At 48.6% G+C, this 14,065-nt stretch carries 13 protein-coding genes; 3 read left to right on the forward strand and 10 right to left on the reverse strand.

What is annotated here, in order from left to right; translation table 11 throughout:
- Window positions 1-106: 106 nt before the first annotated feature.
- The gene (gene pflB, locus OCV96_RS04890; RefSeq protein WP_262593682.1) at window positions 107-2,374 is read right to left on the reverse strand and encodes a formate C-acetyltransferase; all 2,268 of its coding nucleotides are present in this window, start codon (window positions 2,372-2,374) and stop codon (window positions 107-109) included.
- 342 nt (window positions 2,375-2,716) lie between these two features.
- On the opposite strand from pflB, the gene OCV96_RS04895 reads away from it, so the two are divergent.
- Entirely contained in the window at window positions 2,717-2,908 is a 192-nt protein-coding gene (locus tag OCV96_RS04895; RefSeq protein WP_117465768.1) for a DUF1858 domain-containing protein, read from the forward strand.
- Window positions 2,909-3,162: 254 nt separating this feature from the next.
- On the opposite strand, the gene OCV96_RS04900 is transcribed toward OCV96_RS04895, so the two are convergent.
- From OCV96_RS04900 to OCV96_RS04930, 7 genes are all read right to left on the reverse strand, one after another.
- A complete protein-coding gene (locus OCV96_RS04900; protein WP_262593683.1) occupies window positions 3,163-5,775 on the reverse strand; it encodes a LysM peptidoglycan-binding domain-containing protein in 2,613 nt (870 codons plus the stop codon).
- Window positions 5,772-6,125: a hypothetical protein gene (locus OCV96_RS04905; RefSeq protein WP_262593684.1), complete on the reverse strand. Its 354-nt coding sequence runs from the start codon at window positions 6,123-6,125 to the stop codon at window positions 5,772-5,774. The genes OCV96_RS04900 and OCV96_RS04905 overlap by 4 nt, the downstream gene beginning before the upstream one ends.
- Window positions 6,126-6,278: 153 nt before the next feature.
- Window positions 6,279-6,911, reverse strand: coding sequence for a PrsW family intramembrane metalloprotease (locus OCV96_RS04910; RefSeq protein ID WP_262593685.1), 633 nt, complete (start codon window positions 6,909-6,911; stop codon window positions 6,279-6,281).
- Entirely contained in the window at window positions 6,908-7,534 is a 627-nt protein-coding gene (locus OCV96_RS04915; protein ID WP_262593686.1) for a histidine kinase, read from the reverse strand. The genes OCV96_RS04910 and OCV96_RS04915 overlap by 4 nt, the downstream gene beginning before the upstream one ends.
- On the reverse strand, window positions 7,518-7,883 hold the full coding sequence (locus tag OCV96_RS04920; RefSeq protein ID WP_262593687.1) for a DUF4179 domain-containing protein: 366 nt from the start codon (window positions 7,881-7,883) through the stop codon (window positions 7,518-7,520). Before OCV96_RS04920 ends, OCV96_RS04915 begins: the two co-directional genes overlap by 17 nt.
- A complete protein-coding gene (locus OCV96_RS04925) occupies window positions 7,870-8,418 on the reverse strand; it encodes an RNA polymerase sigma factor (RefSeq protein ID WP_262593688.1) in 549 nt (182 codons plus the stop codon). The genes OCV96_RS04920 and OCV96_RS04925 overlap by 14 nt, the downstream gene beginning before the upstream one ends.
- A 258-nt stretch (window positions 8,419-8,676) precedes the next feature.
- The gene (locus OCV96_RS04930; protein WP_262593689.1) at window positions 8,677-9,396 is read right to left on the reverse strand and encodes an adaptor protein MecA; all 720 of its coding nucleotides are present in this window, start codon (window positions 9,394-9,396) and stop codon (window positions 8,677-8,679) included.
- A 633-nt stretch (window positions 9,397-10,029) separates the two neighbouring features.
- Here OCV96_RS04930 and OCV96_RS04935 point away from each other — a divergent pair.
- Both OCV96_RS04935 and OCV96_RS04940 read left to right on the forward strand, forming a co-directional pair.
- Window positions 10,030-10,266: a hypothetical protein gene (locus OCV96_RS04935; RefSeq protein WP_117465725.1), complete on the forward strand. Its 237-nt coding sequence runs from the start codon at window positions 10,030-10,032 to the stop codon at window positions 10,264-10,266.
- Between the two features lie 226 nt (window positions 10,267-10,492).
- Window positions 10,493-12,193 (forward strand): glycosyl hydrolase family 18 protein, encoded by a 1,701-nt coding sequence (locus OCV96_RS04940; RefSeq protein WP_262593690.1) that lies wholly within the window; start codon window positions 10,493-10,495, stop codon window positions 12,191-12,193.
- A gap of 64 nt (window positions 12,194-12,257) precedes the next feature.
- Here OCV96_RS04940 and OCV96_RS04945 read toward each other — a convergent pair whose 3' ends face one another.
- Both OCV96_RS04945 and OCV96_RS04950 read right to left on the reverse strand, forming a co-directional pair.
- Window positions 12,258-13,133: a hypothetical protein gene (locus OCV96_RS04945; RefSeq protein WP_262593691.1), complete on the reverse strand. Its 876-nt coding sequence runs from the start codon at window positions 13,131-13,133 to the stop codon at window positions 12,258-12,260.
- 26 nt (window positions 13,134-13,159) lie between these two features.
- Window positions 13,160-14,023, reverse strand: a complete 864-nt coding sequence (locus tag OCV96_RS04950; RefSeq protein WP_022312622.1) for a class B sortase — start codon at window positions 14,021-14,023, stop codon at window positions 13,160-13,162.
- Between the last annotated feature and the right edge of the window lie 42 nt (window positions 14,024-14,065).

A 14,065-nucleotide genomic window follows, 5' to 3' on the forward strand; every position in this document is an offset into this window, starting at 1 on the left:
TCCGAAAATATTTAATGGTTCTGAATAGTGTACCCAAAAAGGGAGCCGGACAATACTGCCCGGCCCCTTATACGTTCTATTATCTTACAAACCTGTAAAGACTGGATTACAGACTCTTATGGCAGGTTCTTGCGATAACGTCATCCTGCTGCTCCTTGGTCAGGCTGATGAACTTAACAGCATAACCGGATACACGGATGGTGAAATTAGCGTACTCAGGCTTCTCAGGATGAGCCTGTGCATCTAACAGCTTCTCGGTACCGAATACGTTAACGTTGAGGTGATGAGCACCACGATCGAAGTAACCATCCATTACACGTACCAGAGTTTCTTTCTGCTCGTCAAGGTTGTGACCAAGAGCGGAAGGAGCCATGGTCTGGGTATTGGAGATACCATCCAGAGCATACTCATAAGGCAGCTTAGCTACAGAGTTCAGAGAAGCCAGCAGACCACTCTTCTCAGCACCGTAGGAAGGTGATGCACCAGGAGCGAACGGTGTGTAAGCTGCTCTACCATCGGGCAGAGCACCGGTAGCCTTACCATATACAACGTTAGAGGTAATGGTCAGTACGGAAGTGGTAGGCTCAGAATTTCTGTAGGTGTGGTTCTTCTTGATCTTCTCCATGAAGGTCTTCAGCAGCCATACAGCGAATTCATCAGCTCTGGGATCATCGTTACCGTACTTAGGGAAGTCGCCTTCGATCTTGAAGTCTACAGCACAACCCTGGTCATCACGGATAACCTTAACTTTAGCATACTTGATAGCGGACAGGGAGTCAGCTACATGGGACAGACCTGCAATACCGGTTGCGAAGGTTCTTCTTACATCGGTATCGATCAAAGCCATCTCAGCTGCTTCGTAGTAGTATTTATCATGCATGTAGTGGATCAGGTTCAGGATGTTAACATACAGAGATGCACACCAGTCAAGCATGATGTCATATTTATGCATAACTTCGTCGAAATCAAGGTACTCGGAAGTGATAGGAGCGATTTCAGGACCACACTGCATATGTTTGCCGTCCTTGTCCAGATGCTTCTCATCCTTACCACCGTTGATAGCGTACAGTAAGCACTTAGCCAGGTTAGCACGAGCACCGAAGAACTGGATCTCCTTACCGGTCTGAGTAGCGGATACGCAGCAGCAGATGCTGTAGTCATCACCCCAGATAGGCTTCATAACGTCATCATTCTCGTACTGGATGGAAGAAGTATTCACAGAAATCTTAGCTGCGTACTTCTTAAAGTTATCAGGCAAAGCGCTGGAGTACAGAACGGTCAGGTTCGGCTCGGGGCTGGGTCCCATGTTCTCCAGAGTATGCAGGAAACGATAGTCGTTCTTGGTAACCATATGACGGCCGTCCATGCCGATACCACCAACTTCCAGAGTAGCCCATACAGGGTCGCCGGAGAACAGCTGGTTGTAAGAAGGAATACGAGCGAACTTAACCATACGGAACTTCATGGTCATATGGTCGATCAGCTCCTGAGCTTCTTTCTCGGTCAGGGTGCCTTCCTTTAAGTCTCTCTCAATATAGATGTCCAGGAAAGTAGAGATACGTCCAACGGACATAGCTGCACCGTTCTGGGTCTTGATAGCTGCCAGGTAACCGAAGTATAACCACTGGATAGCTTCCTTAGCGGTGGTAGCGGGACCGGAAATATCATAACCGTAGATCTTAGCCATTTCCTTCATTCCCTGCAGAGCCTTGATCTGATCAGCGATCTCTTCTCTCAGACGAATGATTTCCTCGGTCATAACGCCGGTACCGCAGTTCTTCTTATCCTTCTTCTTCTGCTCGATCAGGAAATCGATACCGTACAGAGCAACTCTTCTGTAGTCGCCTACGATACGTCCACGGCCATAGGTGTCGGGAAGACCGGTAACGATATGGGTATGACGAGCAACCTTCATCTCATCGGTATAAGCATCAAATACTGCCTGGTTGTGAGTCTTGTGATACTCATTGAAGATCTTGTCATATTTAGCGTTTACTTCGTAGCCATAGGTGCTTGCAGCCTGCTGAGCCATCTTAATACCACCATAAGGCATGAATGCTCTCTTTAAAGGCTTGTCTGTCTGCAGACCAACGATCTGCTCCAGATCCTTCATAGATTCATCAATATAGCCAGGGCCATAAGCGGTCAGACTGGATACGATCTCTGTTTCGCATTCCAGAACGCCGTTATGCTCACGCTCTTCCTTCTGTAACTCCTGAAGTCTGCCCCAAAGCTTATTAGTTGCTTCGGTAGGTCCCTCCAGGAAGCTCTCATCTCCATCATACGGAGTGTAGTTGGTCTGGATGAAGTTACGTACATTGACGTCTACATCCCAGTGGCCATCTTTTTTAAAACCTCTCCATGCTTCTGCCATGAAAATTTACCTCCTTCTGGTAAAAACAATTAATATTATCAACTGAGAGTACCAGTTGCGCTGGCATCCCAAGCTGTTTCTTTACGATAAAAGTGTACTACCTGACAAGGGTAAGTGTCAACCTTTTTAGGAATTGTTCCGAGTTTTGTACATCAGCAACAAAGCTTCCTCATTCATAAAAGCGCTTTGTTCATAAAATACCGATTATCTGACTCTATGTGCAAGCACCCTCGTCAGAAATCCGGTATTTTATGTCAGAGCTGATGTATTAAGAATATTCTTGTAAAATATGGGGGAAAGTATTATACTAAAAAAGCCTTATACGGCAGAAAGGAGACCGATATGACCGGAGTAACAAAAGACATGACCATTGGTGAGATCTTACGTGCCAATCCTGAAGTAGCTCCCGTACTCCTCGATGCAGGAATGCATTGCCTGGGATGCCCTGCTTCACAGGGAGAGACCCTGGAAGAGGCAGCTATGGTACATGGTATTGATGTAGATGAGCTTATGAAAGTGATCGAGGAGCTGTAATCTTTGTATGTCTGTTTTGGCAACATCGCCTGACCGGGGCACACAGGTGAAACAAAGTATTTATGGAATTTCATAGCTCAGATTTCCGCGCAATCGAAATGTGTCCGTCGATTGCGCGGATTTGAGAAATCAAAAGAATTCAAGGAATTCAGATCATCGGCCTTTGGCCGTCTTTTTTTTGCCTTTTTCCCTTAGATATTATCTGATCCGATATTATGAAGTATGACTAGCACGGTAGATTCTTTCAGGGGAGGCTAATTCTGTGGTACTTTCAGTTCCCAGCCTGAATAAATCAGAGCAGGATTGCGGATCAGTTCCCGGTTCAGGGAAACGATTTCAGCCACGGAGCAGCCGCATTTTCTGGCGATTGCCCAGAGGGTGTCGCCCTGTCTGACGATGTATATCCCGCTTTTCTTATTCTCAGGCAGGACAGCATCGGGAGTGCCGCCTGTAATAGGCGCTCCGCTTTGGGGAATCTTAAGCTGCCAGCCGGCGTGAATCCGGTTCGGGTTCTTGATCCGGTCACTGTTGGCTGCCACGATCTCGGTTATGGAGCAGTTGTATTTTCTGGCGATTGCCCAGAGAGTGTCACCTGCCTGTACGGTATAGGTCATATAGGAGGTGGTGTTTTTCATGACAGGAGAGGGATTCTCACGGTCAGCCTTTTCCTCGGAGCCGCTGTCAGTACTTTCCTGTTCGGTGTCAGCATTCACATCATAGTAGAGCTTCAAAGTCACGATATCCTCCGGACCGCTGATCTTCTTTAACGTTCCGCTGGCGGTGGAGATTGCCGGATTGTAGGTAAAGCCTTCATAGGTTTTCGGCGTTGCTGTGACGGTATCACCTGTCTTCCCTGCGGAATGTTCTGTTTCCGCCAGCGTGTAGCCGCTGCCGTCCGTCTTGTAGTGCTCCACGATATAATTGATCGTGTTTCCGGAGATGATGGGAGTCGTGTTTCGCGTCCACTTTGCATATAGCGTTTTATTTCCCGTATCGGTAGCTGTGATCTCTCTAACGGGCAAACCGGAAAAGCTGCTGTCTGCGTACCAGCCGTCAAAGCGGTATCCCTCGCGGGTAATATCATTGGTGGTAGGAAGAACTGCCCCGGTGCCGTAAGTGTAGCCGGTTACTTCTTTTCCGCTGGCAATCGTACCGCCGTCTGTCTGCAGCGTTACGGAATAGGTGGAGAGTTCCCATTTTGCCTTGAGGGTCATAGTGCATTTGACTGTATCCGTGTCAAAGTTCCATTTTGTTTCCGTACCGTTGTTATCATAATACCAGCCTTCAATACTATGCCCCTCATTGGTGGGAACGGGATCCGGTGCGGTGAGTGCCGCTCCGTCCTTACTCCAATTCACTTTCTGTGTGCTGGGCTGATCCCCATTGTTTGGGTCAAAAGTGATCACGAGCATACCGTTCAGGGTGGCACCGCTGAAATCACCGTCTAAAACCGTACCATCATTGTTCGTAATCGCGCCGGTGAATGTGCCGCCGTTAATGGTACCACTGCTCTCATTTATGACCTCATTCTTGAATGTGCCCTTCCGGATGGTGCCGGTGTTGGTCACTTTGCCATGGAACTCAGTGCTGCCGGCGGCACCCGCACTGCCGGTGATCGTGCCGCTGCCGTACTCGTTTGTATCGTTCGTCATTGTGCCGGCTATTTCGCCGCCGTCAGCATTCAGGATGCCAACGTTTGTTACATTTGTGTAGATTTTTGCATTGTCGCATATAGTAAGAATAACTCTCTGAGAGGAAGTATTGTATACAGAGCTTGCATCATTCGGATTAACAGGATCACCGATCGTGCCCCCAGTCATGGTGAACTGATTATCATTCCACACCCCGCCGCTTGAAGCATACTGGGGGGCGGTGCTGATGCTGGCTTTAATCGTACCGCTTGACATAATAAAGGATCCAGAGTTGTACACACCGCCGCCGTATAATCCTGTGCATGTACGGATTGTTCCGCCGTTCATGATAAAGCAGCCGATGGTATTTGAATTCCACAGGGCGCCGATGTCCACACCGCCACCCCCGGATTGTGCGTTGCAGTTGCGGATCTCAGAGCCGGAACCCATGGTGAATGTGCTCCTCGGGGAGATAGACACACCGCCGCCGTTTTTTGCAGCGCAGCCGATAATACTGCCGCCCGTCATGGTGAATGTGCTGTTCTTGCCGATGGCAGAGTCATAGGCAAGGCGTACACCGCCGCCGAGACCACCTGCCGAGCATCCGACGATGCTGCCACCGGTCATGGTCAGTGTACCGCCGGCATTAACAAGCACACCGCCGCCATCATTGTAGACAAAATCACCGCCACCGCCCGTAATAACTCCACCGGAGACAATTTCCGTGCCATCTTTGTCTAGTTTCCACATGTCAATGTACCAGGTCAGATATTTACAGTTCGGGTTAAAGTTGTGTTGTGTGGTTTTGTTGCTGTCCGCAATTGTCAGATTGCCGTCCGACTCTACCTTGATTACGCTGCCGCCGCCGGTCATTTTCAGTACACAACCGTTCAAATCCAGTGTCACAGTACGGTTGACCGTCAGTGTAGAGCCGATATCGATATCCCTCTTCAGTGTGATCCCGGAAATACTGCTATCTGCCAGTGCCCCAGTCAGTTCCTCCGCTGTCGCCACTTCCTTCACACCGTTTGCAACCGGCAGTGCTGCGTACAGTCCGTTCAGGGCCGCTGCAGCTTCATTTCCCGATGCGCTTTCCAGAGAACCCAACTCCTCTGTGGTTGTCGGGGGATTCGTCAGCTGTCCGGTTTCTGCTGCCGATACCGGCGTGGAGACCAGAGAAAATACCATGGAACTGCAAAGCAGCGCCGCATAGATCCGTCTTCTTTGTTTTTTCATTTATTTTTTCCCTCCAGTTGTTGTGATGCATTTCCTTTTCCCGTGCCTTGTCCGCGGTGTTCTCTTTCCCGGTGTCTGATACACAGCACAGTGATCATGACTGCTGTGGAGAAAGAAATTACCCCCACCAGCACATAACCGCCGGCATCTTCATGCAGCAGGATAGAGCCGTACATTCCCCGGGCGGTGATCTGCGTCTGGTCGGCTGCCGTGTGCACCGTTCCCACAAGGAACGCAGACAATGCTGTGCACAGGGCAGACAGCCGGCAGATCCCGCGGCGCTCCTTCCGGCGATATTTTTCATGCACCCGTTTTTTCACCAGTTCGACCCGCTTTTCTGTATCATACATATTGCTGAAAACCTCCCTTCGGAAAGTAAAGTCATAAAATACATATGCCCTTCATCTAATTAGGTACAAAAAAGCGAAAAAACTCTCACCTGAAAATCAAATTTTTTCAAAAAAAGCAGGAGCTGCCGACAGCAGCTCCGCAAAAGACAGGATTCAGTTGTGATTCTGGGTAAGGCGGCGGGTGATCAGTTTCCCTGCCGTCAGGATCAGCACAGGCAGAATGTATGCGATATACTGTATCGCACCGCCATAGGCGATCAGAAGATTATAAATTGCATGAAAAGTGATGGCTGCCCCGAGCAGACCGCAGGTTCCGGCAATCTTCAGCCAGGTGCGCTGCCATACATACGCCAGTCCACCGCCGACGATGGCACCACAGATCACATGCATGGCACCCGTTCCAATGCCCCGGAAAAAGATAAAGGAAAAATGTCCGGCTCCATTTTGAATCAGATAGCAGACATTCTCAAAGGTGGCAAAGGAAAGTGCAACGATGATGGCAGCATTTTTTATCGGCACCGGTTCAGGCTCAAATACAAGAAGATAAAAGAGCAGCGGCAGGAGTTTCATTACTTCCTCTACCACAGGTGCGATCTCTGCAGTGGCGGCAATCGTATCTGCTGCGTAAAGAGCGGCAAAGAAGGTATTGATGTAAGCGGAGAGCAGGCATGCCCCCATTCCTGCAAGACAGCACAAAAAGAATTTGGCCTGCCGCCTACCCATGCACAGGGCGGCGATCAACAGGGGTGAGGCCATACAGATAAATACATTTTCAATATAGATCATGTCCGCACCGCCTTTCCTGTGGCAGGCAGCAGCCCGAAAAGGCAGAACGTCAGCAGAAGATCACACCAGCAATAGGGACTGAAGATGGAGTCGCCCGGCCAGAAGCAGCCGGAGGTCCACAGAGCGTATTCTGCCGCAACATAGCAGAGGATTCCAATGTGAAAATACCGCAGGTTCCGTCCTTTTCCCGTCTGTGTCTCTGCGTAGACAAGACCGTGGATGGAACGATAGGAGACAAGGATCATCATGCCGCACCAGAGCAGGTTGGAGAGAATGTCACCAAAGGTACAGTAAAATGCGCACAATGGGACTCCGATCAGCGGAGCCAGCAGGGATTTCCGACAGGAAAAGCTTCTTTCCTCCGGGGAGGAGAGAGTATATTGTAGGAGACAGAGAAAAATAACGCTGGAGACCCAGCCGAATTCCGATACATAAAAGATCCGTGGTGTTTCGGAAAACAATAACAGATACAATGTCCAGTACAGGGAGCCCAGTGCGAAACAGCCATAAAAGCAAATCAGCAGAAAATATGACAGTGTCCGATGTCTCAGATAACGAATGCCGCTCAGACAGAAGCCCAGCAGGGTAACGAAAAATTGCAAAAGATTAATGATCAATTCCATTGGCGCGGTCCCCCCTCTGCTCTGCCTGATCTTCTTTGTCCAGCAGATGGACACGAAAACACAGGATCGTCACGCATACGCCGAGAAGAAATGAAAGCAACCCTATTATGATATATTCGGGTGCAGCACCTCCGCCGAGGATCGTTGCCGCCGTTTCATATCCGGAGGAGATCCCCGGCACCATTTGCCCAGAAATCCCGGACATGACAAAGGAAGCCCCGAAGATCACAGCAAGGCATGCCGCTATGCAGGTAATAGCAACGATCCGCCGCTGTTTCCGTCTTTTTTGTCGTTCTTTTTCCGCAATCCTTCGTCGGACTTCTGCGATCCGTTCCTCATGACTCCGCATTTGTTATTCCCTCCCGTTCCAATAATCCCCGCAGACGCTCTTTTCCCCGGTACATTATATTAGTGATCTGCTTCACGCTTTTTCCCATAACTTCAGCGACCTGCCGGTAACTCATACCCTCAAAATAGGTCAGATAAAGAGCTTCTCTGTAATCCGGATGCAGTTCACCCATGCATAAATGCAGGATCTGATTCCGTTCTTTTGTCCGGATCACCTCATCCACCAGTTTCCCACCTTCCGGCTCTTTGGTCAGATCATCAAGACAGAAGTGATGTCGCCGGATGCTTTTATGGCGCAAAGCCATATGCCGTGCCGCTTTATACAGGTAAGCCCTGAATCCGCCATCCCGGATAGGGGGCCTTTTGGCGAACAGGTAGGAAAATACTTCTATCATCAGGTCCTCCGCCTCATGAATGTCATGCAGATAGCCGTTGATGTATAAGGTCAGTGAATTGTCGTATTTTCTCATCAATTCTTCCAGCCCTGTTTCATCGCCGCTTAAATATTGTCGGTATAATTCTTCGTCGGAAATCATATTGTGTACATCCTTTCCACTGTAACCGGCGTTTTGACCCTTTGTAATTCCGAATGTGTATGGAATTGCGTAAGCTGCATTGCAACGGAGCAATCATGTATTAAATTTTATTATATGCCAATAAGATTATATTTTCAAGTTACGCGTTTCCCGGCTTCTTTTCTGCAGATCTTCGCCGGGAGAGACAGGTATAAAACAGCCATAAAAATAAGAAAGTCCCCACAGAGTGGGAACTCTCCTGAATGTTACAATCTGTTGTTACATTGAAGTATTAGAAAGACGCTGTAAAGCATGTTCGGCAATCAGTGTGGCACAATGTTCCTCAAGAAAAGTAAGGCTTGCCGGTGTGGAACGCTTGGGAATACCGTATTCAGAGATGACATTGCAGACACGGTCGAAGACCTCGCGATCTTCTTCGCCCTGCGTCAGGATCAGATAATACCCGTCGGTGCCCTCCTCGTGATACAGAGTGCTGAGCCCGTGATAATGGCTTCCGGCTATTACTGCCGCGTTGATCACCTGTTTCAGAGATTCCATACGGAACAGGCGGGATCTGACAGCATCGTTTTCCTCGGGAGCGGGAGCGGCGGGAGTCTCGGCTGCAGCCTCCTCATTTTGGATACGGCGGAACAGATCCAGAACCTCGTCTGCCGTGCTCTCATCACTGCCCTCATCACTGTCTTCCGTAACGGAAGGTGCAAAGCGGGAAAAACGGGTGTCCAGTTCTTCCGGATCTTCCACTTTGGTAATGATCAGTACGATACAATCCGCATTCAGAGGGATGGCTTCAATCATCAGGGGAATATCCTCTGCTTCGAAGCCAAATTCAAAATTGGCCTGCTGCATCATATCACGGAACAGAGATTTAGCTTTTTCTGTGCCGTAGGCAAGTTCACTTATTTTTAATTCGCGGCTGGCGAGATCCTCACGGGTCAGGGTGCAGCGAATCTGATTTTCATTTACTTTTTCTATTTTCATGCGACAACACTTCCTTTCTGCTTTCGCATTGGTATGGTATATAGCTTATACTTTCCCTATATTTTAGTCAATAGAAGCTATTCACAGTTTAAAAAAATTTAATAAAACATCTTGTCAAATAGCAGGCTGCAGTGTATAATCCGACCTATAGATGCCTCTGATACTCCGGTACGGAGAGGAGGTCGACAGTTTTCCATTTTTTCTTGTTGATTTACCAGGGAACGATTCGTTCCAGTTCATCCCCTTTTTTATTTTATGATGCAGATGGCTGTTAATGTATTTGGGAAGGATAGGTTATGCTGATCTGTAAAATATAGTATGGAGATGTCTTACAGGCATATACGTGTCTGGTCATAATATTTCAACAGATATTTTTCACGAACATAATTCCAACATTTTCACACAAATTACTACAAGTACTGTCAGAGGCATTTATAAGTAACTATTCAGAGCCACGCAAATCGTGTCAATATGTACGTCGAATGCTTGCATTCGTAAGAACATTTGACATGATTTATATTGCGAATAGTGTTCTGAATAGTTACGCTTATATGTACTAGCGGAAAAAGCAGCGTTATTTTAAAGTGTTTCACGAATCCTTTTGGTAAAATATGCTGCGGACGGGAGGTGTCTGTGGAGGACCGGGAAGCTGTGACTCCCGGGAAGAAGTTTCCCAGGAGAAAGGTGGAAAAATATTTTCAAAAGCTTCAGAAAAACGGCACAGAATTGTATGTCGACGGAGAAAAGGTCTCACCGTCGCAGGCGGCAGCGTATGCCGTCAGAGAAGAAAGCCCGTATATGGCAGACTATATATTGGGAGAACAGGGCAAAATCAGCCAGGTCCGGCTGGATAAGGTGGATCTGCGTTAAAGGGTGTCAGCTCTTGCCCGGGTAATACTTTGAAACAGAGAATGCGCTGCGGGGATGCAAAACGGGATTGCCTCTCTGGCTGTATCCCGCAGTGCAGGATCTGTCTCTATTGTTCCTTGTATTATATAGAGGAATTGTGATAAAATAAAACTGTTCTGCCGATAGAAGACGGAACGGAAGAAAAGGCAAGAATGGTGCAGGCGGCAGCCTGCGGATGGGAGCACATATGAAGAAAAGAATACTACCGGTGATCATAGCAATCCTGCTGATCCTTGTAATCGCGGGCGGAGCACTGGGAAAGGTGCTGTTGGATAAATATTCCTACAGCAAAGAAGAGGCAGACTGGAACGAATTTTATCAGGTGTCAGAGAGTGACAGAAGTGCCATTATTTTACAGGACGAAATGGTAGAAGAACAGGCACTGATCAGAGATGACGTATGCTATTTTGATCTGGCAACTGTCCATAAATATATGAACGAAGTGTTTTATGCGGATATGACGGAAAAACTGTTGTTGTACGCCAATCCGACAGAAGTGATCCGTACGACTTTCGGCGAGACTTCCTATACGACAACAGAAGGCACACAGGATGCCGGATATGTGATCAGTTTCGTGGAAGGGGATACCGTATATGTGGCGGCGGATTATGTGAAGCTGTTCACAAATTATTCCTATGATTGTTATGACAGACATGTGCAGGTCTACACCGAATGGGGGACCAGACAGGTGGCACAGCTGAAAAAGGATACGGCGGTGCGTCTGCGGGGCGGTGTGAAGAGCCCGATCCTCACGCAGGCAGCGAAGGGAGATACCCTGGAGATTCTGGAGCAGATGGAGACCTGGAGCAAGGTGAAGACAGCGGATTCCGTGATCGGATATGTGGAGAACAAGCGTCTGGGAGATATTACGGAAGAGACCGAGACTCCGGTGACGGATTATCAGGAGCCGGAATATACTGCCCTGACTTCTGACAGCAAGATCTGCCTGGGCTGGCATTCTATCGGCGGTGTAGGCGGTAATGACACTCTGTACTCCATGGTGTCCGGTACGAAGGGTATGAATGTCATTGCACCGACCTGGTTCAGTCTGACGGATGAGAACGGAAGTATCCGGAACTTCGGAACAGCGAATTATGTAACCACGGCCCACAATATGGGCTTACAGGTATGGGGCGTGGTGGATAATTTTAATTACGCCAATGAGACCGGAACGGCCATCAGTACTCTGAATATGCTGTCCTCCACCACCAGCCGGCAGAACTTTGTGCGGAATGTGACAGATGCAGCAGTCAGCCTGGGACTGGACGGCATCAATGTGGACTTCGAGCAGCTGAGCAGTGACTGCGGACCGCATTATGTGGAATTTATACGAGAACTTTCCATTCAGTGCCGCAACAGGGGACTGGTATTGTCCATTGCCAACTATGTACCGTTTAATTTCAATGATTATTACCGTCTGGATATCCAGGGACAGGTTGCAGACTATGTCATTATCATGGGATATGACGAACACTGGCACGGAAGCAAGGATCCCGGAAGCGTGGCAAGCATCAGCTATGTATCCGGCGGTCTGGACAGAACATTGCAGGAGGTGCCTGCAAACAAGGTAGTCAATGCCCTTCCGTTCTACACGATCCTGTGGAAGACCGAAGGCACGGATGTGACGGATGAATATATTACCATGAACAACGAGGCAGACTTCATGAACAGAGCCGGTGTGACGGCAGAGTGGGATGAGGAGACCTGTCAGAATTATGCAGAATGGACCTCCGGAAATGCCACCTATCAGATCTGGCTGGAAGATGCGGAATCCATCGCAGTGAAGCTGAACATGATGGCTACCAAGAATATTGGTGGTGTGGCGGTATGGAGACTAGGTTACGGAACACAGGCAGCCTGGGAACTAATCAATGCCTATCTGCAGTAGGAACAGAATAAAATAGTAAAAGCCCGGTCCCGCAAGGGACTGGGCTTTATTGCTGCCGCAAACTTTATTCCGCTTCCTGTACGTTCTTTCTGCGGATGGTATAGCCTCCGGCCATGCATACAACTGCGGCACCCAGAAGCCAGAACATTGCAGAATTTTCACCGGTCTTTGGAACGTTGTCATATTCGGAAGAAGTATTGTTCTGTGTGGCCTGTGCAGGAGCTGTGGTCTGTGTGGGCTGCTCGGTAGCTGCAGGAGCTGCTTCTGCGGCAGCAGCGGGAGCGGGAGCGGTGGTGCTGTAATACTTTGCTTCGGTCTTCAGGGATCCGTCTTCAATGGCCAGCTTACCTGCGGCGAAACTGTAGGCCTCATAGAAAACGCTCTGGTCACGGTTGTCTTTGGCAATCAGATGATTGACGGTACCGACACCGTTGATGGTGGCATGTAGATTATTGGATTTATCATCTGTCAGGCCGATCATTTCCAGAGTGTCTACATTGCTGTTGAAATTTGCCTTGGCATCGCCATATACATAGGCATGAGATACATCACCGTTGACAGCACCGGAGGTACCGCTCAGGAAATAGACACTGTCATAGCCGTTGGCATAGACTACGGGAACACCAACAGTATTCTTGAAAGTCAGGTTGCCCAGACGGACAGAAACCTTGAGGGCCAGGGCATTGTTCTCCACATCGTTGTCGATGACAATATAGTCACCGTCTTTGATATTCTGCTGCAGATAATACAACTCGCGGTCCTGAACTTCTGCGGACCAGCTGGATGCTTCCTTGTATCTCCACTCGGAACTGCTGTCAGAATAGTTCAGAACATAGGTGGTGGGCTCCGCAGCCTTTACAGTGATCTTTCCCAGACCGGGAATAGCAAAGCATACGGCAGCCAGCGTGAACAGTGTGACAAATTTTTTAAGTCTCTTCATAAGAAAACCTCCTGATTGTCTGTGAGTTATTCCTGTATGGGAAGGTAGTGATCACCGGGTTCCACTTCTTTGGCAACGACTACGAACCGGCCCTGCTCTACATGGTATACGCAGGTGGACAGTGTCAGAAAATGATCTCCGAACTCTGCGGTGACACCGGTGTCATACTGGGATAACTGCTTGATATTGTTATAAAAGTCATCAAATTCTTCCTGCGTATCCGCCTGGAAAAATTTGTAGAACTTAAATACCTGATCTGTTTTCCGGTAGACCTGGGAGCGAAAGACGGCAATGATCTCATAATTGCGCTGACACTCTTCGGTATAGAGGATAATGTTTTTGTGTTCCTTATAGAAATCCTGATTCTCGTAATCGGTCAGATTGCCGAACATGGCACCGGATTTCATATTGTGACCGTGAATGATAAGATTCGTGGTCAGAGGATCTACACAGCTCTCATCGTCAAGGAGCAGACAGCCGTTTTTATTTTCGCTGCCGTCAAAAGCACGGTAGAGATAATAGGTCTCATCTTCCGGAGTCCACATTACCGGATAATCGATATTGGTGCCCGGAATCTGTAGCCAGGCCGCCATATCCTTGTTGGCAAGAAAACTGTCGGCATAAGGGTTGGCCACTCGTTCGAACTCCTCGGTGGAAGCTGGGGTCTCTTCTGTGGACGGCTCCGGGGAGGCGGTAACGGTCGGCTCACCTTCGACTGTGGAAGGTGCCTGCGTGGTCTCCGCGGACTGCGTCGGGCGCAATTCATCCAGCGCTTCCTCCATACGCCGGTCTTCGATCCGCCCTTTTACCAACAGGATCACTGCAGCAAGAACACAAATTCCCGCCAGAACAAATAAAATGATAGAAAGAGTTTTTTTGCTTATTTTCATAATGGTATTATACGCTGAAGTAGTAAGGGGATGCAATAGTTT

The organism is Waltera acetigignens (genome assembly GCF_025567015.1).
Lineage (GTDB): Bacteria > Bacillota > Clostridia > Lachnospirales > Lachnospiraceae > Acetatifactor > Acetatifactor acetigignens.